Raw genomic sequence first — 23,710 nt, forward strand, 5'->3', positions numbered from 1 at the left:
ATCAGGGGTGCCAGCATTATGCCCTCGACGCCTGAAGGGTTAGTTCATTGAACATTTCGCGCGCCCGCTGCTTGGCGGTTTCTGTGCTTTCGCCGGGGGCGGCGTAATAGTTCAGCGTGATGTCCGAACCGGGTTGAGCAACGGAGACTTGCGTGTCGGATGATCCGCCGCTCGTCATTGAACCGAGGCTGTAATGCGGGGCTATCCCGCCATTCAGGATCGGGCCGACATGAGATCCATGCTGCGAGTCCCACTGATCTCCGAACATGTTTGACGGCTGAGAAATGCTGCCTGTGTTTAGACCGGCCTGAACCATCTGCGCCGTAATCGCATCCAATGCGTCATATTGAGCGGCGGCGAAGGACGCGCCGAGGCCACTGATTGCGGTCACTTCGTTTGACGAATAACGCCCCATGGCGTCAGTCAATCGGCGGAAATTGCTGTTCGTGTTCTGATCAAGTGATGTGACGTTATCCGCCGTCTCTTGCGTATAGCCTGCAGTGTCCTTGGTGTTGTCGGCGGTGTCGCTGGAATATTTGGTGACATTGACACCGGAGCCGTTGACGTTTGTCTGAACGTTTCGGCTTTGATCGGGAAGTTCGATCTGGTTCGGGTTGCCACCGTAGCGCGTGACGTTTGGCAGAGAGCCGGGAGCAGCCGCACCGCGCATCGAAGCCAATGCATCCATCGAAGCATTCTCGGCCGCACGGAAAGCCTCGGCAAAGCTCGCCCGAATTTCGTTCGCAGCGGAAACTCCCACGCCCTGAATTTGGCGTAGCCGAAGCTCAAGGTCATTGAGGCTCTGTTGGGCATCGGTCAGTTCGACATGAACGTCGGCACCCTTGGCCGCCAAAGCCTGCAATTCGGCGATCTTCTGCTTCAGGAAGTCGATGCCTTTGGTGATGGCGGAGATGTCTTCGGCTGACGTGCCGAAATCCATCGTGCCGTTGGCGAGATGCCCGAGGAGGCTATTTTCCTTGAAGGGCTCACCGCCGATTGACACCACAAGCTTTTCGAGCGTTGCCCAACTCGGATCATTGACGAAGTTGGTGAGGGCGCTGGAAGCGGTATTCACGCTCTTTGAGAAGTTGGCAAAGCCGATGGTCGCCTTCTCAAGCACTGGCACCAGATTGATAACCGCTTCGCCGAGCTGAACGTGAATGATCTTGGCCAACTCATCGAGCTTGTTGTCGATATCGCCGGCACGCTGCAGAAGATCATCCGGTATGACGATCCCCAAGTCCTTGGCTGCCTTCTTCATGGCCTCGATCGAGGCGCTGCCCTGATCGAGGAAGCGGGCCATCTCGACGCCGCCCTTGCCGAATACTGCTGCGGCTAGCGCCGCCTTCTGCGACGCATCTGTCGTTTGGGCTAGGGCATCGGCGACAAGCTTGAGACGCGTCTCCTGGTCCTTGGTATTGACGATGTTCTGGAGCAACTGCGGATTGAGCTTCTGCAGGCTGCTGTAAAGCGCGCCCGTGCCCCTCTCGGCGAGCCCGGCATTCTTGGCAAAGATGGTGAGCGCTGTGTTGAAGCTCTCCTGCTCGACGTTCGCCTGCTTCGCTGCGAAAGCCAGAGACTGGTAGGTATCTGTATTCAGGCCTGTCTGCTTGGCGTTGGTAGCGATCTCGTCGTATTCGCTGATCGTTTGCTTGAGGGTATCGAAAGCTCCGCTCAGAGAGGCAATGGAGGCAATGCCGGCGCCAGCGGCCAAGCCACCGACAAAGGTCTTGAGCGTCCCGCCTATAGAGGTAACACCTCTTTCGACAGCCGCCACGCTCTTGGCCATGCGTGCGGATTGGCTCTCAACCGTGGTCGCGGCCGACTTGAAGCCGGATGCGAACTTCTGCGCGTTTGTCGATAAGTCGATGCTGATGCTTCCGACGCTTGCGACCATTAGGCAGATCCTTGTGTTTCCATGGCCTCGATCTCGGCCGTCAGCTTCGCATTGTGCGCCGCCAGGAAGGCACCCATTGCGGTCTCAGTCTCTTCGAGCGCCGCCAAGCCGCTGCCGGTGACTTGGAAAGCCATCTCGATGCCGGCGACGATCAAGTTTCTGGCGATGTGGAGCCGCTCTTCCTGGGTCACTGCACCGCCTCCAAAAGAGCGCGTTGCAGCTCGACCGCCCGTTCAAACGATTGGTCGAAAAGGGTTGCCCTGGAATTCGGCGGGCGTTCGGGATCACAGCCGAGTGGTTCGATATCGCGCGGCAGCGGTGACATTTCCCAAGGCTTGAGACCTAAGGCACGATGCAGCGCCTTGAAGTCATTCGCCTTGAACGCCTCGACGGCGGCCGATGTGATGACGATCCGATTCTTCGACTTGCTGCCGCGCCGCTTCATTGCCGGGGATCTCCGAACTTCTGGAACGCCCAGGCCGTCCACCCATCCGGCCGACTGGCCAGGAATGTGGGGCCGAGCCTTGCGCATGCCGCAGGCGCATCAGCGAGTTTCTGAGGGTCGTTGTGCTCGATCGCGTAGCCAAGATCGGTCAGATCGCCGAAGCCGTCGGAGCCCGTTTGGAAAAGCTCCGCCCATGCCTCGACTTGGGCCGATACGTGCTTTTTGCCATTGCGACGCTTCACGGGCATCTGGACGGCTCTCCGAACTGCACCAGTGCCCAAACCGGGCCTTGGGTCTGTCTATGTGCCAGGAAGGCAGCGCCCAAGACCGACCACGCTTCCGGCGCGTCTGCCTTCATCTCGGCTTCGCTGCCGTAGCCAAGCTCGGCATGATCCCCGAACCAGTCGTGACCGTATTCAAACAGGTCTTCCCACCGGCTCATCTGAGCCAGAAGCCTGTGCCTTTTGGAGATGCGGCGCTTAACCGGCATTTTCAGCCCCTGTTGCTCCTGATCGACGGAGGCCGGCGCCCTTCTGCCGGCGGCTCGAAATCAAGGTCCAGTTCGCGAATGAGCCTGGCAAAGCCGATCTTGGCGTCACGTTCGATGGCGATTTCCGGCCGTGCCTTGGGGCAGCCCTGAGCATCGGTGAATGTCAGCCCGTGCTTGCCGATCGCAGCACGCGCTGCCTGCATCCGCTCCCAGCTCTCGCAAGCTGCCTGCAGAAGCCGCAGATGATGGCTTTCGAGTTCGTATTCCCGCGTTATCTCGGCCCACCAGTCCTGACTTGCTTTGGACAGGTGCGCCGGGGCCTTCGGAGACCGGACGGACGCCGAATAGTTGATGTCGGGTGCGCCATCGGTGACGACCGAAAGCTGCGCCGTTGATTTTGGACCTCTAGCGCCCATTATTCACCTCCATCCTCGCGCGCGCGGGTTGAACCGGGGATGCAAAACTCTGCGAAAAGGGGGGACACCGGTACGAAGGGTCATCGACAGGCAAGCCGACCCTCCCCCCGCACCCCTTGTACGGTCCAACCCTCTCTCGGACTTCGCGGCAGACTTGCACGGCTTCGGAGAAGCTTAGGCCGTGCTTGCGCTTCATCACTTCGTACGGTGAGCCGTCAACGCCGCGCCTATCGGCTTCGTGCTCTGCGAACCATGCGATAGCCTCGGCTAGGTGTCCGCTCGTCATTGGCGCCTCATCTCTTGGGGCACCAGTGACTGCTCAGGCACGCCATGCCAGCGTTGCACCGCTGCCCAGATCAATAGGCTTTCACGCTCATCTGGTAGGCGCTGCTCTGACTGCTGGAAGGTGCGGATGTAGCCGCGCATGGTGTTGACCAATACCTCGACGCTTCCATTCCAGTGCGGTCCTTTACCGCTGATATGCATGGACTCGATGGTTGCTGACTTTGTCATCGCGACGCGTCCTTTCCATTCTCACCGCGCTTGACGGCAAGCCGCCATCCTGCAGCACCGTTGCCTGGCACGATCCCCGATCCCGCCAATTCACAGTGCCAGAGGCTGCCTGAGTGGGTGACGAAATGGCCGCGCTTGTATGTTTCGTCGGCCTTCCACACGCCCTTGTAGTCGAAGGACCGTTCTTCCAGTTCCTTCAGGCGGTCTTCCAACTCGGCAATGCGAGCAGTCATCCAATGTTGGACGCCGAGATGTTCGCCCGCCACGTCCATCAGTAGTTCGATGGACACCTTAGCGGCGGCATCCACGTTGGCCTTCTGCATGGCGATGTTTGCTTGATCGATGTGATATTCGACAAACGATGCGAAGGCCGTTGCGAGGGCCTTCTGATCACCACGTTGACGAGCGCCAGTTGGATATGTCGGCCTGGGAAGATTCTTGATCTCCCATGCCTTTTTCGGCCGTGGCGGCTGCGCGGTGTTCGGAGCAAGAGGTTTGGGGTTGAGGTCGCCAAGTTCGACCGTAAAGCGGCTGTCGCGCTGCTTGCCGATCAACTCTTCGACGGCGCCGATCTCGCCCTTCAAGCGGGCCTGCAAATTCACGTCCTGGTCGAGCGCATGCAGACGAGTGTTTGCCGCCAAAGCTTCTCGTTTCTCGGTGAGCAGCTTTTCCAGCCGCGTGAGCTCCGCGCCGACCCTCGCGAGATCGGCCGAGCGCTGATCGATGACCGGAGCTTTCGGTAGCCTTGCCATCCGGTCAAACCTCAGAGATGCGACATGCTTCGGGTCAAGTAGCCGTTCGTCAGCTTCCTGCCGGTGACGCTATCGTTCGCCTTCGTGGGGCGGATGGTCGAAACCTTGCGCCAGAATTTTTGCGACAGATGGCCGACAGGCTTTAAACCGCGCACGAGATCGAATTTCGCCTCGTAGGTCTCGCCGGCATATCGGCATCGCTCACCTTCGCAGTAGGTGACTTTCGGGTGCCACTGTTCCGTCATGACTGTTTCCTCTCTTAGGTTCTCTCGAACGGCTGCCGCACGAATTGCAGACGGTCGCCCATCTGTTCCGCGACACCTGGCAGCCGCGAATGCGGTTTCAGATCGAAGCGCGCCTGTCGGGCTTTGGCGGCGAAGGCGGCGCCCTGCCTCAGAAGGCCTTCGAGAGTGTCAAGCGCCTCTCCGACTGCCTGGCGATAGGCTGCCAGCGGCTCAGCCAATGACGGGCCGATGCTCATCTCGAAAAGCCGGACTTCCTCGTCTCGTACTGCCCTGGCTTCCTTCTCCGCGTCGAAGAGCGGCTGAAGCGTGGCGCCGATCTCATCGACATCGCGCTGGCTGATCGTAGGCGGCTGGCCAAGGGGCTGGTTTGCGAGGCGCCGCCCAGCTTCGATGTGCCGTGCCTGTCCTTCCTCACGAGCGGCAACGGCCTTTTGCAGAGCTTCCTCTGCCTTGGCGATCGAGGCGGAACGTTCAGGGATGACAAGCGATTTCGAGAAGTCCGGCGATGTAGGCGCCTTGGTACGGGAAAGCATTCTGGGCTCCGAGACAAGATGGAATTCGAGTCAGGAGCCGAATCTACCACGAGCGCAATAAGCGTAACCGGGATTTGCGTTTGCGGTTAGGCGTTCTTTCGAATGAACTCGTCCCACATTTCAAGAAATGCCTCTCTCACCTTTGCCGGTGAGTGCTCGTCTTGCATGTTGAGGCTTCCGTCTTCGATAAGTGCTTCCCGGCCGTCCCTTTCTATCAGCACCTTCACAGCGATTGCTTCGGTGCGGCCGACGCGGTGCTTGAAGTGCAAGTTCCGGCAGTTCACACCGCAGAACTTTGCGTCGCTCCTCTTGCCGGCAAGGCTCCCGTTGCACTGCTGACAGCTTCGCGGCTCCGTCATGCACGTCTCCTGGTGGCTAGCCGGCAAATCGGAACCAATGCGGAAGATGAGGGTTTGCTAATGGAAGGGACGGCAATCCAGGATGCCGAGGAATGATTGAAGTTTTGAGTTTGGAAATGGCGGCGGCGCGGCAACGTGCTAAGCGAGCCGAACTCTCCCTGCAGCAGGCAGAGACCCTGCTCAATGACAACCACGGCCTTGCGATCAGTGTCGCACTTTGCTGCCGCATACGCTCCGGGCAAGCGCGAGCGAAAGCAGCCCGGCGGCGGCTGCTCAAGATAGCGCCGCCCACAAGCCCCCATTGAGGAGCCGACACGATGACGATGGTGTTTGCACCGCTTGACTCGCATTATGAAGAGCGCGCCGCTCTCCACCGATCTGCCCGGCTTTCGATGCTTCGTGACCGAGTCGTGAAGCGGATGGCAAAGGTGAATCACCTGGCCGACGAAGTTGAGCGGGCTGCGGCCGAGTTCGTCGGCGCCGCCCAGGGCTCGGCCATCGAGGCTTTCTGTGGTGCAGTCAAGGATCGTCAAGCGCGCCTCCGGATCGGCAACACGGCGACGGGCGCGTCGTAGCGCGGTTTCGGCCACGCGTCGTCGTATTCATGAATGCGGCACATCAACTTGGCGGCGAAAGGTTCGCCCCAATCGTAGATGCGAGCTGTTGGCAGTGCCGCTGCCCATTCGAATAGATCGAGCTGACAGGGGCAATTCGCCGAACGGTCGCCGAACGGTCGGGAGACTTTCAGATGCTCGTGTTTGCTAGCACCTGCTAGCGTAACGTTACGCAGCGTTTCAGTCATGCCGCGTTACCTCCGGGCCGCTGGCCGTGGCCGTAGGTGAGCCGGATGGTTTCCGCTTGGACCGCGTGCCAAAACTGGGTGAGTTGCCGATCTCGTTCGACTTCGGTTACGCCGAGCCGGTTTAGCTGGCTCACGAGGGCCGCCGTTACCTGATCCCTGTAGCTTTCGGCATGCCGGTCTGTCGTCTTGGCCATCATCTTGGCCGCGACATCTCGGATCTTGCCTGTGCGCTGGATCAGAGGGAACGCAATGACCTGGCAGTGCTCAGTGCGTGTCATGAGCGCGTCCTCCACCCCGAGATATAAGAGATAGTTCCCTTTCTAGCACTGGACGGCATACAGGAATGGGAACCGGTGAAGCCGATTTGCTGGCAGAAAAGGGAACCGATAAACGGCAGGAATGGGAACCGGGAAGCTGTTTTCGTGATGAACATCACGCAGCCTCTCTGATTGTCTTCTTGGTCGCTTTTGCCGCGGCTTTGTCGGCGGCCCGGAAAGCCTCGACCAATTGCCTTGCCTTCTCCTTCGTGATGGCCTTCCATTCGTCTGTCGGCGTCGTCTTGCCCTTGGCTGGCACGTAGGTAAGTCGATAGGCATTCGGCGGTCTGATCACGCCGTCACCCTCGGTATAGGTGACTTCCAGGAAGCCAAGATCGACGGCGAGTTGCTGGGTGCGTTTGATCGACTTGCGCGAAATGCCGTGATCAACGAACTGGCCGTAAGAGACGAACAGCTCGCCATTGTTATATCCACCGTGACGAAGATGCTCTATCTCCAGCCGCTCAAGCATTGCCCGGAGCGGGCCTACGCGGGCTTCAGCCCATGCAGGGCTGAGGTACATCTCCAGGCGATGCCCAACGAAACTTTTCAACCAAGACCGCTGTTTGCTCATCCAACGGCCTCGCATTTCAACCGGCGGTGCTCGGCCTGGTGATGCTTGCGACAATACCAGTTGACCAGCATCGGGCGGTCGTAATCAGGATGATGGGCCTCGGCGATCGGCGAGCCGCAGATTTCGCACGGCATCTGAATGATCAGCCCGCGCTTTACAGCGCTCCGGAGCGCATTCTGAGCCCATACGGCCTTGGGGTTAGCCTGCCGCCACCTGGCTTGGGGAGTTATCTTTTCCTCGAAGGTCATCATGCCGCCCTCGCCAAGATCATGTTGGCGGCGGCAATGGCCCTACAGGCTTCGGAAGCCGAAAGGCCGAATCGCTCCCTTAAGAGCGGCACTGTCGGCCGTTCGCGCTGGCGCCTGGGAGTGGAGGCCAGCCAGTTCGCCGCCTCGTCGATACGCGGGTTGTGTTCCTCATCGAGGCAGCTCATGCGGCATCCCCGGTGAAAAACGCCCGCAGCTTGCCGCGCTCAGCTACCCACTGGCTGCCGACCTTCCTGGCCGGCAGTAAACCTTGCTCCAACATGTGGAAGGTCTGCCGGGGCGTCCTGTTGATCTCTTTCCCGATCTCGACTGCGCCCCAAACTACGTCGATCCCGCTGGGCTCTGACACTGCCGTCATCCTGCGCCTTTCACCATTTGATAACGATTCCTATTTTGTTCATGTACCAATGAATGTCAATTGCTGTTACCATACAGTAGTCACTTGCAATGGTTCAAGGCGTGTGCAACCACTGCGGAAACTTTCTGGGGATAATTGCAATGGCGGCTGACAAAGAGAGCACCCAACGGCGGGTGTACGTCCTACCCACGGAACTGGTGGAGCGGATCACCAAGTTTCAGGCTGATATGAAGCTACAGTCAGAGGTGGAGGCTGCACGTCGTCTGCTAGACGAGGCACTGAAACACCGGGACGATGCTGAAGCCATCACGCGCCGATTTATCGAGCGCCTGAAGGACACGCGGATGATGTCTGATATCGCGAAGGACGTATTAGTGGGCCATCCACTGATAAATCAGATCAAGATGACCACGTCCTCAATATCGTTCGGCATGACGACCGGCGACGTTGTCACCGTCTATCAGGACGGCACCGCGTCTGTGCAGGACAGGCATAAGCGAAGCTTCAATATAAACGCTGACGGCACTCGCACCACAGACGAGATTCCTTTTTAGGTGAGTAGAAGCTATGTCGATACGCAAGCGGACGTGGACGACCACCAAGGGCGAGGCTCGGGAGTCTTGGATTGTCGATTACTTCGACCAGGACCGGAAGCGCGCAATCAAGACATTTGCGACCCGCAAGGAAGCCCGCGAGTGGGAAACCACCATGCGCGGGGAGGTGAGGGAGAAGCGCCACGTCATCGCGTCCAAATCACTGACAGTGGCAGAAGCCGGCGCCGAATGGCTTAAGGCGGTCGAGCATGGCCGCGACGATCGTGAACCGGCGGAGAAGGCGACGCTTCGAGGCTACAAGCATCATCTGGATGCCTACATCGCGCCAGCCATGGGCACGAAGAAGTTGACGGACCTGTCGAAGGCGGATGTCGTCACGTTTCGGAACGACCTGCTCCAGAAGCTGACGCGCGCGACGGCAAAGAAGGTGCTGCAGAGCCTTAAGGGCCTCTTGTCGGAAATGGTCCATCAGGATCGCGTCGGAGTTAACATCGCGTCTGCGGTCAAGATCGGCATTGGTGGCCGTCATGCCGAGGAGGTCACCATTCCTTCGATCGCCGACATCAAGCTCATCCGCGCCAAGGCCAAGGAACTGCCGCTGGTGCGCCGAGGCATGATCGAGACGGCCATTCACACCGGTATGCGCGCGTCCGAGATCCGGGGGCTGCCTTGGGATGCTGTCGATCTCAAGGCTGGCACCATCGAGGTCCGGCAGCGCGCAGACGAATATGGCGTCATTGGCCCGCCGAAGTCGAGGGCAGGGAAGCGCACCATCACTCTGCCTGCCGACCTCGTATCGCTCCTGAAAGAGCTAAGGCTGCAGGCAGGCAAAAACGAATTGGTATTCCCGACCGAGGCTGGCACGCCTTGGCTGTTGTCGAACTTCTACGCACGAGTCTGGACGAAGCTGTTGAAGGATGCCGGCGTCAAGCCTGTCGGCTTCCATGCCCTGCGGCACTTCCATGCGAGCATGCTGATTGACAGTGACGCCAACCCGAAAGAGATCCAGACCGAACTCGGCCATTCGTCGATCACGATGACCTATGACTTGTATGGGCACTTGCTCAAAAAGAAAGACGGCAACAGCCGCCAGAAGGAACGCGCCGACGCCCTGGCCAAGCTTCTGTGATCAAATGGGAAACGGGTGCCGAACACTCACTGCGACATGTTTGGCCCATTTTGCAACATGACCTTTGAAAACAAAGCGCTTTTCGCTCTCATGAGCGGATCAGATAGATCATGTTCGGGCCGGGTGTGAGCACCATGCCGAGGCAGATCAGCGCGAAAGTCAAATGGTTGGCGGCGTCGGGCATAGCTCGATCTCCAGCACCTGCGGCAGAGAAGGTCCGATGCCGGCGGGGACGGACATGTGCCTTGTGCCGCGCACGAGCGCAAGGGACTTGCCGGCGCCGTTCGTTGCGCCAGGTCGAGCAGCGCCGCAGGCTTTGGCAGCCTCTCTACTCACCGACGATCGAGGCTGCCGGACGAGGCGAGGTTATAGGATCGGCATGACGAAGGACGATCTTCCACGCGCCTTTCTCCCGCCGAAATATAGTGGTGGTTCGAAGTGAGATCGGAACAAGCTTGTCGCTGCCGCCGACCTTGGATCGGACCCGCTCGATCTCGATGATGTAACCCAAGTCGGTCGTTGCGTACTCGGAAATACGGTCAAAGCCGATAATCTCTCCGTCTCGGTAGTTGGTAGCGGCACGGTCCATCGTTTCGGCAGCCTTCTTCCATCCTTTTGCCGGCGGGCCGAATGGATTGGCGATGACGACGTCATCCCGTTGTGAGAAGAGACTTTTCAATGGTTCGGGATTGCCCTTGACGAAGGCATCCAGGGCTAAATGATCCTGCTCGATGAGTTTCGCGAGGTCTGACAGCATCTCAGCATCCTCCGATGAAGGGGAAAGAGAATACTATCTGAAATCAAGCCCCTGATCCTGCTTTTTCGCTTCTTGGCGCGCCGGCGTCAGTTTATGTCCGTTACCCCACTACGCGCAAATTCGATAGCTCGTTCGCAATCTCCTTGAAATTGTCGGACAGCGTCGCGCCGGTTGCATTCCAGAAAAGCTTGGCGGGCTTGCTGGGGTCGGCGGGATCCTTGCGGAAGCGGGAGTCGGATGAGCAGGTCTTCAGGGCGTCCATCGCCTGCTTGTCGCCGGCGTCGGTCGCGGACATGTCGAGCGCAACCGTCATCACCATGATGTTGGCCGCCTTGGCGTGGTCGCAGAGCTTGGCCATCTGCTCGTTGAGCGCGTTGGTGTAGTTGCCCGAGGAATAGTTGAACTGGCCGATGTCGCTGGAGGTGCCGCCGAACAGGCGGGTGACCGAGGTGCCTATGTAGCCGACGCCGGTATAGCCGTAGGCGGCATAGGTCGATTTGTTGCCGGCCGGATCGGAGTTCACCGTCGAATAGGTGTTCTCGCCGTCGGTAAGCACGATGACGACCTTGTCGTTGCCGCGTTCGGTCTCCGGCCGCCCTTCGGTGAACGGCGCGCTGCTGGAAACGGTGCGCCAGCCCCAGGCCATGCCTTCCGGCACGTTGGTGTTGCCGTTGGGCTGCATCAGGTCGACAGCCGCCTTGATGGCGGCCAGCCCGTCCGCGGTGGTGACGTCGGTGAGCGGCGTGACCGGCGTCGTGGTGCAGCTATAGTTGGGACCGGCGCCCGTAGCCAGCACCGGCGCATTGATCGGCCGCGGCATGAAATATTTGGCCATGTTGGATTGGCGCGTCTTGCCGGTGGTGCTCGACGGATCGTCGTTCCACCAGCTGTTGGCAGCGCCGTAGGTCACCGGGTTCGGCTCGTCGGGATCTTGCGTCACCTTCCAGTGGTTGCCGGGTTCGTCGGGCGCGAACATCGGCACGAACATTGTCGCCGGGTCGCCGACGCCGATGCCGGTGTTGTTCGGCCCCCCGGACGCAGGCGTATCGTCGACATTGTAAGGGTAGGGACGCACCTCGACGCAGCCCTGCCAGCTCGCGAACGGGCCGTAGGTGTCGTTGTAGTCGTATTCGTTGTGGCTTCGCTTGCAGGTGTTGTTGGACCGGTATTCGTCGCAGACGACGCGCTTGCTGCCGACGATGCGCTCGTGGCTGGTGACCACCTTCATGTCGCGATAGAGCGAAAAGCGGGTCAGTGCCTGGCCTTCCTCGGTCCCCCAGCCGGTGCCGTTCTTGTACCAGATGCCGTTGATCTTCTGGGCGTGCTTGTCGGCGGCGTTGAGCGTCGACCAGTCGAAATTCTCGTTGGCGACCGGCGACAGCCCGTAGACATCCATCCAGGAGGCGTTGTCGTTATCGGGCCCGACATTGACCGAAGCCGCGAAGGGCACCAGGCTGAACTGGACCGGCTTGTCGATCTGCTTGATCTGCGCCGCCTGCTGCGCAAGTGTGTCGACCAACTGCTTGGCGGCCTGTTTGAGCAGGTCGATGCGCTTCTGCCCCGTGCCGGATCCTTTCGTCGACATCGAGCCCGAATTGTCGAGCACCATCGCCACTTCCAGTGTGTTCTTCAAGCGCACCTGTGACTTCATCTCGATCTCAACGGGCTTTTTCGCGTCGACTTCGTCGACGCCGACGAGCATTGCCGAAGCCGGATAGAAATAGGGATGGTAGGTAAGAGTGGCGCTCATTGTCAGCAAGCCGCCGCCGGCCTGGCTGGTGGGTAGGGTGATGTTGAGCGCTACGTCCGCGGGGTCGATGGTGTTGAGGTTGGCGTTGAAGAAGTCGACGGCATAGGCCTTGATCTGGTCGTCGGTGGCGCCTTCCGCCAACCGCCTTGCGGCGGCAAAATTCGCCGCATCGAGCGCGTTGAGCACCATCTGTTTCTGACGGTTGAGTTCGGTGAAGTCGACCGCGATTGCGAGGGCGCCCATCAGCGGCACCATGGCGATCGCCGTCATCAGGGCATAGTTGCCGCGCCGGTCGCGGCAAAAGCGAAGCCAGAATTCGCGCATCTTCAGCAAGCGGTTGCTCTTTCGGATCAACTGACGATGCGCAGGTTCGACAATTCGTTGCCGATCGCCTTGAAGTCGTCAGAAAGCGTGGCGCCGGTCGAGTTCCAGAATAGCTTCGCCGGCTTGCTCGGGTCGGCAGGGTCTCTGCGGAAGCGGGAGTCGGAAGCGCAAGCCTTTAGCGCAGCCATGGCCTTCTTCTCGTCCGCCTTGGTGTCAACCAAATCGAGCGAGACCGTCATCACCATGATCCCGGCCGCCTTGGCATTGGCGCATAGCGTCTGCATCTGTTCGTCAAGCGCGGCGGTGTAGTTGCCCTCCGTATAGGTGGTCTTAGGCACCGCGGTGCTCGTATTCATGAACAGGCGCGTGACGCTTGCCAGTGCGGAATTGACTTTGCCTGTATAGCCATAGGCCGCATAGGTGGAACGGTTGTTGGCGTAACTGGCGTCGCTGATCGCGCTGTAGGTATTGGCGCCGTCGGTCAGCACGATTACGACCTTGTCGTTGCCCTTTTCGTTGTTTGGCCGACCTTCGGTGAAGGGCTCGTTGCTTGAGACTGTCCGCCAGCCCCAGGCGAGCCCCTCGGGTACGTTCGTATTGCCAGTTGGCGCCATAGCATTGATGGCGTCAGTCAGTTGCTGCTTCTGCGCACTCACCGTGACGTCCTTGAGGGGCGTGATTGGACTGGTGGTGCAGGCTGCGTTCGGGCCGTCACCGGCACCGGCCGAAGTCGAACCGTAAGGCTTCACCAGAAAGTACTTCCGCATGTCCGATTGCCGCTGAACCGCGGTTGGGTTTAATGAATAAGGCCAGTCTGCCCACCAATTGTTCTCGTAGCCGTAGCTCAAGCTGTTGACATCATTCGTGCCGTCGCGGTTGAAGTCGCGCCACAGCGTGCCGGGCTCGTCCGGAGCGAACATGGGCACAAAGAGCGTCGCAGGATTGGACGTGGTCGGCGTCGTGTCGTCGTCGTTGTAGGGATAAGGCCTCGCTTCGACGCACCCCTGCCAACTCGCATAGCGGCTGGTAGTGTAGACATATTGCGGGTCAGTCCAATGTCCGTCGGTGCATTTGCCCTTTTTGTTGTACGCGTCGCAGATGTACTGCTTTGAGTTCGGCACCTCTTCGCGACCCGATTCCACGGTCATGTCGGCATAAAGGCTGAAGCGGGTCAGGGGCTCACCCTTGGTATCGCCCCAACCGTCACCGCGTTTGTACCAGGCGCCATTGACCTTCTCGGCGTACTTGTTCGGATCGTTGGCGGCGCTCATCGTCGTCCAGTCGAAATTCTCGTGCTGGACCGGGGAGATCCCATCTTGATCCATCCAGCTGTCGCCGTCATGCGTCGGCCCGACATTGACCGAGGCAGAGAACGGAACCAGCGAGAACTGCACTGGCTTGGAGATCTGCTTCATCTGCTGGGCCTGCAGCGCCAGCGTGTCGACCAACTGCTTGGCGGCGGCTTTTAGCAGGTCAATACGCTTCTGCCCGGTTAGGGTCGACATCGATCCGGAATTATCCAGCACGAGCGCCACTTCCAGCGTGTTCTTAAGTCGGATTTCCGACCTCGCCGAAACATTGACTACGTGGTCGCCCGCAGTCCCGCCGAGCAGCATCGCCGCCGCCGGCAGGAAATAGGGGTGATATTTGAGGGACGCCTCCAGGACCAGGGTGCCGCCGCCGGCATTGTTGTTGGGCAGCGTGACGGTCAGCGTCGTGTTGGCCGGAGACACGTGCCTGAGATTGGCCTCGAAGAACTGCTTGGCGTAGGCCTTCGCGTCCGCGTCGCTCGCTCCGCTGACGATCTGTTGCGCTGTCGCGACCCCAGCAGCATCTAGGGCGTTGAGCGTCTCCTGCTTCTCTCTAACCAGTTCCGTAAAATCGACGGCCAGTGCCACGGCACCCATCAGCGGCACCATCATGATGACTGTCAACAGGGCGTAGTTGCCCCGCTTGTCGCCTATAAATCTGCCGATCATTGCGCTCAGCCCCCGCAAAAGACCCATACCGGTATACGACCATGGTCCTAATTCGGTGCTACCATGGTCATAGATCCTTAAATTTCAGCTTGCCCGAAACGTTCAAGCACGCACCGCCATTTTGACGGCGTGTTAACCCTGCGCTTCCGAACGGGCGTGGTCGCGGCTCGTCCCGGCGGCGATGGCGAAAGCTGGTGACAGGATGGAGCGCTTCGGTTATGCGGGACCGGCCGTGGGCGGCCTCCGAACCAAAAGGATGGCTGTCGCGGCTTTGCCTAGACCAGTCTCAGGATAACGGCATGGCGGACTCGCCAAACATCATCGCTTCGCTCACCGATCTGTCGGAAAACTACGCGGCCATCCTGTGCGACGTGTGGGGCGTGTTGCACAATGGCGAATGGCACTTCCCCGTCGCCGCGGAGGCGCTTGCCCGGGCGCGCGCGGCAAAAGTGCCGGTGGTGCTGATCACCAATTCGCCGCGGCGCAGCGCCGACGTCGTTGCGCAGATGCATGCGATCGGCGTTCCGGCTGAAGCCTACGACCGTGTCGTCACCTCGGGCGACGCCACGCGCGACTTGATCGCCGAGGGTCCGAGGAAGATCTTCCACATCGGGCCCGAGCGCGACTTCACCCTCTATGACGGCTTGGACGTCGAACTCGTGGAGGAATTCGAAGCCTCCGGCGTCGTCTGCACCGGGTTCTATGACGACGAGGTGGAGAAGCCCGCCGAATACGCGGAACTGCTGCAGCGGCTGCGTGCCCGCAACCTGCCCTTCATCTGCGCCAACCCCGACATCCTGGTCGAGCGCGGCGAGCGCACCATCTGGTGTGCCGGCGCGCTGGCGCGCGACTACGCGCAGCTTGGCGGCCGCACGCTGATCGCCGGCAAGCCTTTCGCGCCGATCTACAACCTCGCCATGAAGGAGGTCGCCGGGCTGCTCGGCCACGCGGCCGAGCGCAAACAGGTTCTCGCCATCGGCGATGGCATGATGACCGACGTCAAGGGTGCCGCCGACAACGGGTTCGACGTGCTCTATGTCTCGGGCGGGATTCATGCGCGCGACTATGGCGACCCGCTGCGGCCGGATCCCGAAAGGCTGGCGGGATTCCTCACGACGCACGGTTATCGCCCGGTCGCCGTCATCCCGCGGCTGCAATAGGCGGGAAGCCGGACCATGACGGGCGCCCCGACATCACGCAGGTCGACATGACGCATGATTTCGAACGCATTTCGGCGGTCACGCCGTTGCCCGGGCATCTGCGCGGCGGCGTCGTGGCGATCGGCAATTTCGACGGCGTCCACCGCGGCCATCTGTCGGTGCTGGAACGGGCGCTGGCCGAAGCCGGCCGCCGCCGCGTGCCGGCCCTGGTGCTCACCTTCGAGCCGCACCCGCGCAAGGTGTTCAGGCCGGACGTGCCGCTCTTCGTGCTGACGCCGCCGCCGATGAAGGCGCGGCTCCTGGCCAGGCTCGGCTTTGCCGCCCTCGTCGAGCAGCCGTTCACGCGCGACTTCGCCTCGCTCTCGGCCGAGGCATTCGTGACCGATGTGCTGGAAATCAGGCTGGGCGTCAGCCATGCCGTCACCGGTTTCGACTTCCACTTCGGCAAGGACCGCCAGGGCGGCCCGGCTTTCCTGATGGCGGCCGGCGAACGCCACGGCTTCGGCGTCACGCTGGTCGACGCCTTCCGCGACGAAGGTGCCGAGGTCGTCTCGTCCAGCCGCATCCGCGCCCTGCTTTGCGAAGGCAAGGTCGGGGAAGCAGCCGGCCTGCTCGGCTATCGCTTCACCGTCGAGAGCGAGGTGATCGCCGGCCAGCAGCTCGGCCGCACGCTTGGCTTTCCGACCGCCAATATGAAGCTTTCGCCGGAAGCCACTCTGAAGGAAGGCATTTACGCCGTCCGCTTGCGCCGCGCCGATGGCACGCTCCATGACGGCGTCGCCAGCTTCGGCCGCCGGCCGACCGTCGACGATAATGGCGTGCCGCTGCTCGAAACCTATGTCTTCGATTTCTCCGGCGATCTCTATGGCGAGATCTGCCAGGTGTCGTTCTTCGGCTATCTGCGCCCCGAGCTCAAATTCGATGGGCTCGATGCGCTGGTCGCGCAGATGAAGCGCGACGAGGCCGAGGCGAGGGCGCTGCTCGCAGGTGTGCGTCCGCTATCGGAGCTGGACGCCGCCATCTGTTTCTGAGGTCTGGAAGGCGCGGTGGCGAAGAGAAGCGTCAAAGCGCCTGCGTCCGGCTAGCAGATTGCAAACCTTGGCGATTGGCGAAACGCCCTCTCATGTCGTCATCCCAGGGTCTTCGCGACGGAGCTTCTGCTTCGCCTGGGATGACGATGTTGGGCAGGCTTCGGCCGATCGCGAAGGTCGAGTAACCTACCGCTTGAGCGCCAGCCCGGTGGCAATGAAGCTCCAGCCTTGGAAGATCAGGTCGACGGCCAGGAAGATGCCGAGCACCCACAGGCTGTTGACCGGCCAGCCCATGGCGATGATCAGGCCAAGCAGGATGGTGATGATCGCGGCTGCCAGCAGCCATCCCCAGCCTTGCTGCGGCCGGTGGTTCCAGGCGACCCAGGCCCTCAGCAGCCCGGAAGCAATGAGCGCGACGGCGAGCAGAAACGTCAGCACTGCCGAGGCGAGAAGCGGGTTGTAGAAGGCGAAAAAGCCGGCGACGGCATAGAGCAGGCCGCTGAGCAACCAGTAGAAGAAGCGCCCCCAGGTCTTGACGCCGAAAGCATGGATGATCTCGATGACGCCCGCCATCAGCATCAGCCAGCCGACGACATAGACCGAAGCGACGGTGGCGATGAAGAGATTGCCGAAGGCGATGCCGCCGAAAATCAGCAGCAGCACGCCGAGCGCCACGAACCATCCCCATTTGTCGCGCGTGCGTCCGATCGCGTCTTCCAGGGTATTGCCTTGCAAGCTCATGGCTTCGTCTCCCTGCAGAGTTCGCCGCGCATCCTGCGGTTGAAGGAAGGTAATCCCGATGTGATCACCCGTCCAGCGCGGTGGCTATTGCCAAGATGCACCGAAGCTGGTCATTTGACTTTGCGCAATGGAGGTACGGCGATGAAGCGATCCTATGGGCTCGCCCTGTTTTCCTCGGCTCTCGCCCTGTCCACTGTCGCTTCGCCTCCCGCCTTCGCGGCGCAGCCCGGCGATCCGCCGGACGGCATCGCCAAGATAGAGACGGTGGTCGTCATCTTCGCCGAGAACCGCGCCTTCGATAATCTCTATGGCCATTTTCCGGGTGCCGAGGGCATCGACAAGGCGAGCAAGGAAAGCTTGCAGCAGCGCGACCGTGACGGCTCGGTCCTGTCAGAGCTGCCGCCGGTCTGGGACGGGCTGACCGCCAAGGGCGTCACGCCGCCGGTGACGCAGGCAATGACCGAGCACCTTCCGAACGAACCGTTCACGGTGAACGACCCAAAAGGGTTCAACGTGCCGCTCAGCGTCGTGACGCATGATCTGTGGCATCGCTTTTACCAGAACCAGATGCAGATCAACGGTGGCAAGAACGACATGTTCGTCGCCTGGGCCGATTCAGGCGCCATGCCGATGAGCAACTGGGACGCCTCCAAGACCGATATGTGGGTCATTGCGCAAAAATACGTGCTCGCTGACCATTTCTTCATGGGCGGCTTCGGCGGCTCCTTCTTCAATCACCAGTGGCTGATCTGCGCCTGCGCGCCGTACTACGCGAATGCCGACAAGAGCCCGGCCAAGCCGTCGATCGCGGTGACGGACGCTAGCGGCACAGCGCTGAAGATCGCCGACAATTCGCCGAAATCGGCGCGCGACGGGATCCCGAAATTCGTCTCCGACGGCAACCTGACGCCGGATTTCTACGCGGTGAACACCATGCAGCCGCCATACCAGCCGAGCGGCAACGATCCGGCGCCCGGCGGCGATCGGCTGCTCGCGGATCCTACCAAGCCCACCACGCTGCCGCCGCAGACGGAACCGACCATCGGCGACATGCTCAGCCTCAAGCACATAAGCTGGGCGTGGTATTCCGGAGCCTGGCAGTACACGCTCGACCACGGCAACAAAACACCGATCCCGAACTTCCAATATCATCATCAGCCGTTCAACTATTACGCCAATTACGCTCCGGGCACCGAGGCCAGGCGCGAACATCTGCGCGACGCCGGGTTGGCTGGCGCGAGCTTCATCCAGGCCATCGACGACGGCGCCCTGCCGCAGGTCTCTTTCTATAAGCCGCAGGGCAATCTCAACGAGCACTCCGGCTATGCCGACATCCAGGCCGGCGACCGCCATATCGCCGACGTCGTGGCTCATCTGGAAAAGAGCCCGCAATGGCCGCACATGCTGGTCGTCGTCACCTATGATGAGAACGGCGGCATCTGGGATCACGTCGCACCGCCAAAGGGCGACCGCTGGGGACCGGGCACGCGCATTCCCGCGATCATCATTTCGCCTTTCGCCAAGCGCGGCTATGTCGATCATACCCCTTATGACACGACGTCGATCCTGCGCTTCATCACCGAGCGTTTCGAATTGCCGGTCCTGCACGGCATCGTGGTTCGCGACAAGGCCGTAGCCGCGCATGGCGAGCCGCCGCTCGGCGATCTTACCGGCGGGCTTGACCTGAATTGAGGGCGCGTTTTTGGAGGACCAACATGGACGCCGACCGGATCGTCGCGCTGGTCACGGCTGCCGGCATCGAGCTCACCGACCGGCGCCGCAACGCCAAAGGTGATGGTTGGTCGCTTAGCTTCTCCAGCGGCGCCACCGTTGAGGTGGGTGACGACGGATCGGCACGCGTCGCGGGGAAGGGCTCGAAGGCCGTGGCCAAGCTGCTGGACATGTCGCACGCGCCGCGCGGCAGCTGAGCCGGGCGGCCGATCTCCATGCTGGCGGTCCGCGCCGTCTCTGTTACGGATCTTAAGTCAAAATTTACCGCACTGACGCCATGCCTTCTGCGCTGCCCGGTGTTCCTGCCGGCCTGTTTCGCGTAAGGGTTGACGATGCGTATTGTCGGGACGATTCCGCTGGTTCTCGCCTCTGGCCTGATGGCCGTCACCTCTGCCCAGGCCGGCGAGGGGAGCTGGATTTCCGGCGACTGGTACCTGACGCTCGGCGCCACCGGTCTCATTGCCCCGAATTTCGAGGGCGGCAAGAAATATATGCTGAGCGCCCAGCCCATCATCTCGCTCGGCAAGGCAGGGCCGGAGGCGCGTTTCACCTCGCGCAACGACAACATCTCGCTGGCGCTGATCGACGACGGCAGCGTGCGCGCCGGCTTGACCGGCAAGTTCCTGTTCTCGCGTTCCAGCAAGGACGAATTGCAAGGCCTTGATCCGGTGCGCTGGGGCGGCGAGGTCGGCGGCTTCTTCGAATTCTATCCGCTGGATTGGGTGCGGGCCCGGGCGGAGCTCAGACACGGCATCCGCGCCCATAACGGCTTCGTCGCCGACATCGCGGCGGACGCCTTCTACGACGTCACCCCGACCGTCCGCATTTCCGGCGGCCCCCGTGTCTCCTTCGCCTCGGCCGGCTATTTCGACGCCTATTACGGCGTCAACGCCACGGAAGCTGCGGCCTCGGGCCTCAGCGAATACCATCCGGGCGGCGGGCTGAAGTCGACCGGGCTCGGCGGCGCGATCACCTGGAAAGTGACCGAGCCGATGACGGCCAGCGTCTTCACCGAATATTCCCGCCTGATGGGGCCGGCGGCCGATTCCAGTCTGGTCAAGGAGCGCGGCGACCGCGATCAGTGGACCGTTGGCGTGTCGACCACCTACCGTTTCAATTTCTCGATGTAAGTCAAAATACCGGCGCTTTGGCTTGAAATCCGCGCTTTATTCCTGCCGCGGCATCCGCTAAAAGCCACGCCATGACGAGCTTTTCGCGCCTTTTTGCGATCGCGATACGAATTACGGGCCCGGTGTTCCGGGTGGCCTGAGCGCCGCCGGAGCCGCCGGGACTTTTGCGCGCGGCCCCCTCGCGCTTTTTCCAGATCATGATAGTTCAACGCCCGAGCTATTTTGCCAACGGGCAATGCACATGGCAGACCAATGACCGACACCCCCGTGACCGATACTGCTGAAACCATCGACTATTCCAAAACGCTTTACCTGCCGCAGACCAATTTCCCGATGCGCGCCGGCCTGCCCGAGAAGGAGCCCGGCCTGGTCAGGCGCTGGCAGGACATGGAGCTTTACCGCAAGCTGCGCGATGAAGCCGCCGGCCGAGAGAAATTCGTGCTGCATGACGGGCCGCCCTATGCCAATGGCAACATCCATATCGGCCACGCCCTCAACAAGATCCTCAAGGACGTCATCAACCGCTCCTTCCAGATGCGCGGCTACGACGCCAACTACGTGCCTGGCTGGGACTGCCATGGCCTGCCGATCGAGTGGAAGATCGAGGAGCAGTACCGGGCCAAGGGCAAGAACAAGGACGAGGTGCCGGTCAACGAGTTCCGAAGGGAATGCCGCGACTTCGCCGCCCACTGGATCAAGGTGCAGGGCGACGAGTTCCAGCGGCTCGGCGTCATCGGCGATTTCGACAATCCCTATACGACCATGGCCTATCACGCCGAGGCGCGGATCGCCGGCGAGCTTTTGAAATTCGCCATGTCCGGCCAGCTCTATCGCGGCTCGAAGCCGGTGATGTGGAGCGTGGTCGAGCGCACCGCGCTCGCCGAGGCCGAGGTCGAATACCAGGACTATGAGAGCGACACGATCTGGGCGAAGTTCCCGGTGGCGAGCCTTGCCCGGCCGGTCGACGCCGCCGATGCCGCGCCGGCGCTGAATGGGACGGCACTCGACCTGCTGGAGGCGCATGTCGTCATCTGGACAACGACGCCCTGGACGCTGCCCGGCAATCGCGCTGTCAGCTTTTCGCCGCGCGTCGCCTATGGCCTCTACGAAGTGACCGCGGCCGAGAACAGCTTCGGGCCGCAGCCCGGCGAGAAGCTGATCTTCGCCGGCGCGCTGGCGGAGGACGCCGCTTCCAAAGCCAAGGTCACCTTGAACCGGCTTCACAACGTCTCCCCTGAACAGCTTGCAAGTCTTACGCTTTCGCATCCTTTCAGAGGACTGGGCGGCGGCTACGAGTTCCCCGTGCCGATGATCGCCGGCGAGCACGTCACCGACGATGCCGGCACCGGCTTCGTGCACACCGCGCCCAGCCACGGCCGCGAGGACTTCGATGCCTGGATGGATGCGGTGGCCGAACTCATCAAGCGCGGCGTCGACACCTCGATCCCGTTCCCGGTCGACGATGCCGGCTTCTTCACCAAGGATGCGCCGGGCTTCGGCCCGGACCGCGAGGGCGGCCCCGCGCGCGTCATCGACGACAACGGCAAGAAGGGCAACGCGAACCAGGCGGTGATCGAGGAACTGATCAAGCGCAACGCGCTGTTCGCGCGCGGCCGGCTGAAGCACAGCTATCCGCATTCCTGGCGCTCGAAGAAGCCCGTCATCTTCCGCAACACGCCGCAATGGTTCGTCTATATGGACAAGGACCTCGGCGACGGCACGACGCTGCGCAGCCGCGCGCTGCAGGCGATCGACGACACGCGCTTCGTGCCGGCGGCCGGCCAGAACCGCATCCGCGCCATGATCGAGGAGCGCCCCGACTGGGTGCTGTCGCGCCAGCGTGCCTGGGGCGTGCCGATCGCCGTCTTCGCCGATGCCGACGGCAATGTGCTGAAGGACGAGGCGGTCAACCAGCGCATCATGGACGCCTTCGAGCAGGAGGGCGCCGACGCATGGTTCGCGCCGGGCGCCAAGGAGCGCTTCCTCGGCAACCACGACGCCTCGAAATGGCACCAGGTGACGGACATCCTCGACGTCTGGTTCGATTCCGGCTCGACGCATGTCTTCACGCTGGAGGATCGGCCCGACCTCAAATGGCCGGCCGACGTCTATCTCGAAGGCTCCGACCAGCATCGCGGCTGGTTCCACTCCTCGCTGCTCGAAAGCTGCGGGACGAGGGGCAGGGCGCCTTACGAGACGGTCATCACCCATGGCTTCACCATGGACGAGGAAGGCCGCAAGATGTCGAAGTCGCTCGGCAACACGGTCGTGCCGCAGGACGTGATAAAACAGTCCGGCGCCGATATCCTGCGGCTCTGGGTGGTGACGACCGACTATTGGGAAGACCAGCGGCTCGGCAAGAACGTGCTGCAGACCAATATCGACGCCTACCGCAAGCTGAGGAACACCATTCGCTGGATGCTGGGCACGCTCGCCCATGACGATGGCGAGGACGTGCCGCTGGACAAGATGCCGGAGCTGGAGCGGCTGATGCTGCACCGGCTGTCCGAACTCGACGAGGCGGTGCGCCAGGGCTACGACGCCTTCGAGTTCAAGCGCATCACCCGCGCGCTGCTCGACTTCATGGTGGTGGAGCTTTCGGCCTTCTATTTCGACATCCGCAAGGACGCGCTCTACTGCGACGCGCCGTCCAGCTTGCGCCGCAAGGCGGCAGTGCAGGTCGTGCGCCATCTCTTCGAATGCCTGGTGAAGTGGCTGGCACCGATGCTGCCTTTCACGATGGAAGAGGCCTGGCTCGACCGTCATCCCGAAGCCGCCTCGGTGCATCTCGACCAGTTCCCGGCCATTCCGGATAACTGGAGGAACGAGGCGCTGGCCGAGAAATGGCGCAAGGTCCGGCAGGTGCGCCGCGTCGTCACCGGCGCGCTTGAGATCGCGCGCGCCGATAAACTGATCGGCTCCTCGCTGGAAGCCGTGCCGGTGGTCACCATCGACGATGCGGCGCTGGAAGCAGCCATCGCCGATGTCGACATGGCCGAGATGGCGATCACCAGCGATCTGGTCATCAGCCATGGCAAGGCGCCGCAAGGCGCTTTCACGCTGGATGACGTCAAGGGCGTCGCGGTCGTCGTCGAGAAGGCCCAGGATCGCGGTCTGGTCAAATGCGCGCGCTCCTGGCGCTACACGGCCGATGTCGGGCAGGATCCGGAATTTCGCGATGTCTCGGCCCGCGATGCTGCCGTGCTGCGTGAACTGAGGGCACTCGGTCGTTTGTAGGTGCATGTCGCCCAAGAGTGCGCAGCGGTTTTGGGCTAACGATATGCACCCATGAAATAAGTGCAAAAGTGCCACGCCGGGCGGCGCAAATTCGCCCGCGCGTTGCCCTTGACAAGTGGTTGAGGTAAACACGCGACACTCCGGCAGACAAATTGTCGCCGGATTTCCATCGCAAACGCGGGGAAGAAGGGGACCGCGCCCCTGTGGCCGGTGGCGACCG

The 23,710-nt window shown here is 61.5% G+C and carries 31 protein-coding genes and 1 pseudogene; 8 read left to right on the top strand and 24 right to left on the bottom strand.

Annotated elements, in window-relative coordinates; translation table 11 throughout:
• Positions 1 to 16 precede the first annotated feature (16 nt).
• The 18 genes from A9K66_RS15810 to A9K66_RS15885 form a co-directional block, all read right to left on the bottom strand.
• Entirely contained in the window at positions 17 to 1,897 is a 1,881-nt protein-coding gene (locus A9K66_RS15810) for a hypothetical protein (protein WP_067325080.1), read from the bottom strand.
• Entirely contained in the window at positions 1,897 to 2,088 is a 192-nt protein-coding gene (locus A9K66_RS15815; protein WP_067325082.1) for a hypothetical protein, read from the bottom strand. The genes A9K66_RS15810 and A9K66_RS15815 overlap by 1 nt, the downstream gene beginning before the upstream one ends.
• Positions 2,085 to 2,342, bottom strand: coding sequence for a hypothetical protein (locus A9K66_RS15820; protein ID WP_067325084.1), 258 nt, complete (start codon positions 2,340 to 2,342; stop codon positions 2,085 to 2,087). Before A9K66_RS15820 ends, A9K66_RS15815 begins: the two co-directional genes overlap by 4 nt.
• Positions 2,339 to 2,590, bottom strand: a complete 252-nt coding sequence (locus tag A9K66_RS15825) for a hypothetical protein (protein ID WP_067325085.1) — start codon at positions 2,588 to 2,590, stop codon at positions 2,339 to 2,341. Before A9K66_RS15825 ends, A9K66_RS15820 begins: the two co-directional genes overlap by 4 nt.
• Positions 2,581 to 2,832: a hypothetical protein gene (locus A9K66_RS15830; protein WP_067325087.1), complete on the bottom strand. Its 252-nt coding sequence runs from the start codon at positions 2,830 to 2,832 to the stop codon at positions 2,581 to 2,583. Before A9K66_RS15830 ends, A9K66_RS15825 begins: the two co-directional genes overlap by 10 nt.
• A gap of 2 nt (positions 2,833 to 2,834) precedes the next feature.
• Positions 2,835 to 3,248, bottom strand: a complete 414-nt coding sequence (locus A9K66_RS15835) for a P27 family phage terminase small subunit (RefSeq protein ID WP_082953910.1) — start codon at positions 3,246 to 3,248, stop codon at positions 2,835 to 2,837.
• A gap of 282 nt (positions 3,249 to 3,530) precedes the next feature.
• On the bottom strand, positions 3,531 to 3,761 hold the full coding sequence (locus A9K66_RS15840) for a hypothetical protein (RefSeq protein WP_067325089.1): 231 nt from the start codon (positions 3,759 to 3,761) through the stop codon (positions 3,531 to 3,533).
• Positions 3,758 to 4,513: a hypothetical protein gene (locus tag A9K66_RS29570; RefSeq protein WP_082953911.1), complete on the bottom strand. Its 756-nt coding sequence runs from the start codon at positions 4,511 to 4,513 to the stop codon at positions 3,758 to 3,760. Before A9K66_RS29570 ends, A9K66_RS15840 begins: the two co-directional genes overlap by 4 nt.
• 11 nt (positions 4,514 to 4,524) lie before the next feature.
• Positions 4,525 to 4,758, bottom strand: a complete 234-nt coding sequence (locus tag A9K66_RS15850) for a hypothetical protein (protein WP_067325091.1) — start codon at positions 4,756 to 4,758, stop codon at positions 4,525 to 4,527.
• 14 nt (positions 4,759 to 4,772) lie between these two features.
• Positions 4,773 to 5,291 (bottom strand): hypothetical protein, encoded by a 519-nt coding sequence (locus tag A9K66_RS15855; RefSeq protein ID WP_067325093.1) that lies wholly within the window; start codon positions 5,289 to 5,291, stop codon positions 4,773 to 4,775.
• Positions 5,292 to 5,377: 86 nt separating this feature from the next.
• Complete coding sequence (locus A9K66_RS15860; RefSeq protein WP_067325095.1) at positions 5,378 to 5,650, bottom strand: hypothetical protein; 273 nt, start codon at positions 5,648 to 5,650, stop codon at positions 5,378 to 5,380.
• Complete coding sequence (locus A9K66_RS30320) at positions 5,647 to 6,183, bottom strand: hypothetical protein (protein WP_156751078.1); 537 nt, start codon at positions 6,181 to 6,183, stop codon at positions 5,647 to 5,649. The genes A9K66_RS15860 and A9K66_RS30320 overlap by 4 nt, the downstream gene beginning before the upstream one ends.
• On the bottom strand, positions 6,180 to 6,452 hold the full coding sequence (locus A9K66_RS30325) for a hypothetical protein (RefSeq protein ID WP_156751079.1): 273 nt from the start codon (positions 6,450 to 6,452) through the stop codon (positions 6,180 to 6,182). The genes A9K66_RS30320 and A9K66_RS30325 overlap by 4 nt, the downstream gene beginning before the upstream one ends.
• A complete protein-coding gene (locus A9K66_RS15865; RefSeq protein WP_067325134.1) occupies positions 6,449 to 6,730 on the bottom strand; it encodes a DUF6074 family protein in 282 nt (93 codons plus the stop codon). Before A9K66_RS15865 ends, A9K66_RS30325 begins: the two co-directional genes overlap by 4 nt.
• A 154-nt stretch (positions 6,731 to 6,884) precedes the next feature.
• Entirely contained in the window at positions 6,885 to 7,343 is a 459-nt protein-coding gene (locus tag A9K66_RS15870; RefSeq protein WP_245307549.1) for a hypothetical protein, read from the bottom strand.
• Entirely contained in the window at positions 7,340 to 7,594 is a 255-nt protein-coding gene (locus tag A9K66_RS15875) for a hypothetical protein (RefSeq protein ID WP_082953914.1), read from the bottom strand. Before A9K66_RS15875 ends, A9K66_RS15870 begins: the two co-directional genes overlap by 4 nt.
• On the bottom strand, positions 7,591 to 7,776 hold the full coding sequence (locus A9K66_RS15880) for a hypothetical protein (RefSeq protein WP_067325099.1): 186 nt from the start codon (positions 7,774 to 7,776) through the stop codon (positions 7,591 to 7,593). Before A9K66_RS15880 ends, A9K66_RS15875 begins: the two co-directional genes overlap by 4 nt.
• Positions 7,773 to 7,967: a hypothetical protein gene (locus A9K66_RS15885; RefSeq protein ID WP_066996617.1), complete on the bottom strand. Its 195-nt coding sequence runs from the start codon at positions 7,965 to 7,967 to the stop codon at positions 7,773 to 7,775. The genes A9K66_RS15880 and A9K66_RS15885 overlap by 4 nt, the downstream gene beginning before the upstream one ends.
• 140 nt (positions 7,968 to 8,107) lie before the next feature.
• Here A9K66_RS15885 and A9K66_RS15890 point away from each other — a divergent pair, with 140 nt between their 5' ends.
• Both A9K66_RS15890 and A9K66_RS15895 read left to right on the top strand, forming a co-directional pair.
• Positions 8,108 to 8,521, top strand: coding sequence for a hypothetical protein (locus A9K66_RS15890; protein WP_156751080.1), 414 nt, complete (start codon positions 8,108 to 8,110; stop codon positions 8,519 to 8,521).
• Positions 8,522 to 8,534: 13 nt separating this feature from the next.
• On the top strand, positions 8,535 to 9,650 hold the full coding sequence (locus tag A9K66_RS15895; protein WP_067325102.1) for a site-specific integrase: 1,116 nt from the start codon (positions 8,535 to 8,537) through the stop codon (positions 9,648 to 9,650).
• 97 nt (positions 9,651 to 9,747) lie between these two features.
• On the opposite strand, the pseudogene A9K66_RS30330 reads toward A9K66_RS15895, so the two are convergent.
• The 4 genes and pseudogenes from A9K66_RS30330 to A9K66_RS15910 all read right to left on the bottom strand — a co-directional run.
• A pseudogene (locus A9K66_RS30330) lies at positions 9,748 to 9,834 on the bottom strand (LysE family translocator); the annotation flags it as partial.
• 144 nt (positions 9,835 to 9,978) lie between these two features.
• Entirely contained in the window at positions 9,979 to 10,407 is a 429-nt protein-coding gene (locus tag A9K66_RS15900; protein ID WP_067325104.1) for a nuclear transport factor 2 family protein, read from the bottom strand.
• 100 nt (positions 10,408 to 10,507) lie between these two features.
• Positions 10,508 to 12,481 carry a pilus assembly protein TadG-related protein gene (locus A9K66_RS15905; RefSeq protein WP_067325138.1) on the bottom strand — a complete coding sequence of 658 codons (1,974 nt, stop codon included), beginning with the start codon at positions 12,479 to 12,481 and terminating at the stop codon, positions 10,508 to 10,510.
• Positions 12,482 to 12,507: 26 nt separating this feature from the next.
• Positions 12,508 to 14,460 carry a TadE/TadG family type IV pilus assembly protein gene (locus A9K66_RS15910; RefSeq protein ID WP_067325106.1) on the bottom strand — a complete coding sequence of 651 codons (1,953 nt, stop codon included), beginning with the start codon at positions 14,458 to 14,460 and terminating at the stop codon, positions 12,508 to 12,510.
• Between the two features lie 299 nt (positions 14,461 to 14,759).
• Between A9K66_RS15910 and A9K66_RS15915 the strand changes: the two genes are divergently transcribed.
• A complete protein-coding gene (locus tag A9K66_RS15915) occupies positions 14,760 to 15,620 on the top strand; it encodes a TIGR01459 family HAD-type hydrolase (RefSeq protein WP_067325108.1) in 861 nt (286 codons plus the stop codon).
• Positions 15,621 to 15,667: 47 nt separating this feature from the next.
• On the top strand, positions 15,668 to 16,651 hold the full coding sequence (locus tag A9K66_RS15920) for a bifunctional riboflavin kinase/FAD synthetase (RefSeq protein WP_067325110.1): 984 nt from the start codon (positions 15,668 to 15,670) through the stop codon (positions 16,649 to 16,651).
• Positions 16,652 to 16,837: 186 nt separating this feature from the next.
• Here A9K66_RS15920 and A9K66_RS15925 read toward each other — a convergent pair whose 3' ends face one another.
• Complete coding sequence (locus A9K66_RS15925; protein WP_067325112.1) at positions 16,838 to 17,392, bottom strand: HdeD family acid-resistance protein; 555 nt, start codon at positions 17,390 to 17,392, stop codon at positions 16,838 to 16,840.
• Positions 17,393 to 17,533: 141 nt separating this feature from the next.
• Between A9K66_RS15925 and A9K66_RS15930 the strand changes: the two genes are divergently transcribed.
• The 3 genes from A9K66_RS15930 (at position 17,534) to A9K66_RS15940 (ending at position 20,253) form a co-directional block, all read left to right on the top strand.
• Positions 17,534 to 19,084, top strand: a complete 1,551-nt coding sequence (locus A9K66_RS15930; protein WP_067325115.1) for an acid phosphatase — start codon at positions 17,534 to 17,536, stop codon at positions 19,082 to 19,084.
• Positions 19,085 to 19,107: 23 nt separating this feature from the next.
• Positions 19,108 to 19,320 (top strand): hypothetical protein, encoded by a 213-nt coding sequence (locus tag A9K66_RS15935; RefSeq protein ID WP_066996644.1) that lies wholly within the window; start codon positions 19,108 to 19,110, stop codon positions 19,318 to 19,320.
• 135 nt (positions 19,321 to 19,455) lie between these two features.
• Entirely contained in the window at positions 19,456 to 20,253 is a 798-nt protein-coding gene (locus A9K66_RS15940) for a MipA/OmpV family protein (protein ID WP_067325117.1), read from the top strand.
• Between the two features lies 1 nt (position 20,254).
• Here A9K66_RS15940 and A9K66_RS15945 read toward each other — a convergent pair whose 3' ends face one another.
• Positions 20,255 to 20,452 (bottom strand): hypothetical protein, encoded by a 198-nt coding sequence (locus A9K66_RS15945; protein ID WP_067325119.1) that lies wholly within the window; start codon positions 20,450 to 20,452, stop codon positions 20,255 to 20,257.
• Positions 20,453 to 20,505: 53 nt separating this feature from the next.
• Here A9K66_RS15945 and ileS point away from each other — a divergent pair, with 53 nt between their 5' ends.
• Positions 20,506 to 23,490, top strand: a complete 2,985-nt coding sequence (gene ileS, locus A9K66_RS15950; protein WP_197507479.1) for an isoleucine--tRNA ligase — start codon at positions 20,506 to 20,508, stop codon at positions 23,488 to 23,490.
• Positions 23,491 to 23,710 lie beyond the last annotated feature (220 nt).

This window comes from Mesorhizobium sp. AA23, from assembly GCF_001672435.1.
GTDB lineage: Bacteria > Pseudomonadota > Alphaproteobacteria > Rhizobiales > Rhizobiaceae > Mesorhizobium.

Excerpts from the sequence above, each read along its gene's own strand:
- A9K66_RS15930 (WP_067325115.1), top strand. The coding sequence starts at position 17,534 with ATGAAGCGATCCTATGGGCTCGCCCTGTTTTCCTCGGCTCTCGCCCTG.
- A9K66_RS15830 (WP_067325087.1), bottom strand. The coding sequence starts at position 2,832 with ATGCCGGTTAAGCGCCGCATCTCCAAAAGGCACAGGCTTCTGGCTCAG.
- A9K66_RS15940 (WP_067325117.1), top strand. The coding sequence starts at position 19,456 with ATGCGTATTGTCGGGACGATTCCGCTGGTTCTCGCCTCTGGCCTGATG.
- A9K66_RS15850 (WP_067325091.1), bottom strand. The coding sequence starts at position 4,758 with ATGACGGAACAGTGGCACCCGAAAGTCACCTACTGCGAAGGTGAGCGA.
- A9K66_RS15885 (WP_066996617.1), bottom strand. The coding sequence starts at position 7,967 with ATGACGGCAGTGTCAGAGCCCAGCGGGATCGACGTAGTTTGGGGCGCA.
- A9K66_RS15900 (WP_067325104.1), bottom strand. The coding sequence starts at position 10,407 with ATGCTGTCAGACCTCGCGAAACTCATCGAGCAGGATCATTTAGCCCTG.
- ileS (WP_197507479.1), top strand. The coding sequence starts at position 20,506 with ATGACCGACACCCCCGTGACCGATACTGCTGAAACCATCGACTATTCC.
- A9K66_RS15825 (WP_067325085.1), bottom strand. The coding sequence starts at position 2,590 with ATGCCCGTGAAGCGTCGCAATGGCAAAAAGCACGTATCGGCCCAAGTC.
- A9K66_RS15870 (WP_245307549.1), bottom strand. The coding sequence starts at position 7,343 with ATGAGCAAACAGCGGTCTTGGTTGAAAAGTTTCGTTGGGCATCGCCTG.
- A9K66_RS15945 (WP_067325119.1), bottom strand. The coding sequence starts at position 20,452 with ATGATCTGGAAAAAGCGCGAGGGGGCCGCGCGCAAAAGTCCCGGCGGC.
- A9K66_RS15875 (WP_082953914.1), bottom strand. The coding sequence starts at position 7,594 with ATGATGACCTTCGAGGAAAAGATAACTCCCCAAGCCAGGTGGCGGCAG.
- A9K66_RS15905 (WP_067325138.1), bottom strand. The coding sequence starts at position 12,481 with ATGCGCGAATTCTGGCTTCGCTTTTGCCGCGACCGGCGCGGCAACTAT.
- A9K66_RS15855 (WP_067325093.1), bottom strand. The coding sequence starts at position 5,291 with ATGCTTTCCCGTACCAAGGCGCCTACATCGCCGGACTTCTCGAAATCG.
- A9K66_RS29570 (WP_082953911.1), bottom strand. The coding sequence starts at position 4,513 with ATGGCAAGGCTACCGAAAGCTCCGGTCATCGATCAGCGCTCGGCCGAT.
- A9K66_RS15810 (WP_067325080.1), bottom strand. The coding sequence starts at position 1,897 with ATGGTCGCAAGCGTCGGAAGCATCAGCATCGACTTATCGACAAACGCG.
- A9K66_RS15925 (WP_067325112.1), bottom strand. The coding sequence starts at position 17,392 with ATGAGCTTGCAAGGCAATACCCTGGAAGACGCGATCGGACGCACGCGC.
- A9K66_RS30325 (WP_156751079.1), bottom strand. The coding sequence starts at position 6,452 with ATGACTGAAACGCTGCGTAACGTTACGCTAGCAGGTGCTAGCAAACAC.
- A9K66_RS15860 (WP_067325095.1), bottom strand. The coding sequence starts at position 5,650 with ATGACGGAGCCGCGAAGCTGTCAGCAGTGCAACGGGAGCCTTGCCGGC.
- A9K66_RS15890 (WP_156751080.1), top strand. The coding sequence starts at position 8,108 with ATGGCGGCTGACAAAGAGAGCACCCAACGGCGGGTGTACGTCCTACCC.
- A9K66_RS15915 (WP_067325108.1), top strand. The coding sequence starts at position 14,760 with ATGGCGGACTCGCCAAACATCATCGCTTCGCTCACCGATCTGTCGGAA.
- A9K66_RS15935 (WP_066996644.1), top strand. The coding sequence starts at position 19,108 with ATGGACGCCGACCGGATCGTCGCGCTGGTCACGGCTGCCGGCATCGAG.
- A9K66_RS15920 (WP_067325110.1), top strand. The coding sequence starts at position 15,668 with ATGACGCATGATTTCGAACGCATTTCGGCGGTCACGCCGTTGCCCGGG.
- A9K66_RS15820 (WP_067325084.1), bottom strand. The coding sequence starts at position 2,342 with ATGAAGCGGCGCGGCAGCAAGTCGAAGAATCGGATCGTCATCACATCG.
- A9K66_RS15895 (WP_067325102.1), top strand. The coding sequence starts at position 8,535 with ATGTCGATACGCAAGCGGACGTGGACGACCACCAAGGGCGAGGCTCGG.
- A9K66_RS15835 (WP_082953910.1), bottom strand. The coding sequence starts at position 3,248 with ATGGGCGCTAGAGGTCCAAAATCAACGGCGCAGCTTTCGGTCGTCACC.
- A9K66_RS15865 (WP_067325134.1), bottom strand. The coding sequence starts at position 6,730 with ATGACACGCACTGAGCACTGCCAGGTCATTGCGTTCCCTCTGATCCAG.
- A9K66_RS15880 (WP_067325099.1), bottom strand. The coding sequence starts at position 7,776 with ATGAGCTGCCTCGATGAGGAACACAACCCGCGTATCGACGAGGCGGCG.
- A9K66_RS15910 (WP_067325106.1), bottom strand. The coding sequence starts at position 14,460 with ATGATCGGCAGATTTATAGGCGACAAGCGGGGCAACTACGCCCTGTTG.
- A9K66_RS15840 (WP_067325089.1), bottom strand. The coding sequence starts at position 3,761 with ATGACAAAGTCAGCAACCATCGAGTCCATGCATATCAGCGGTAAAGGA.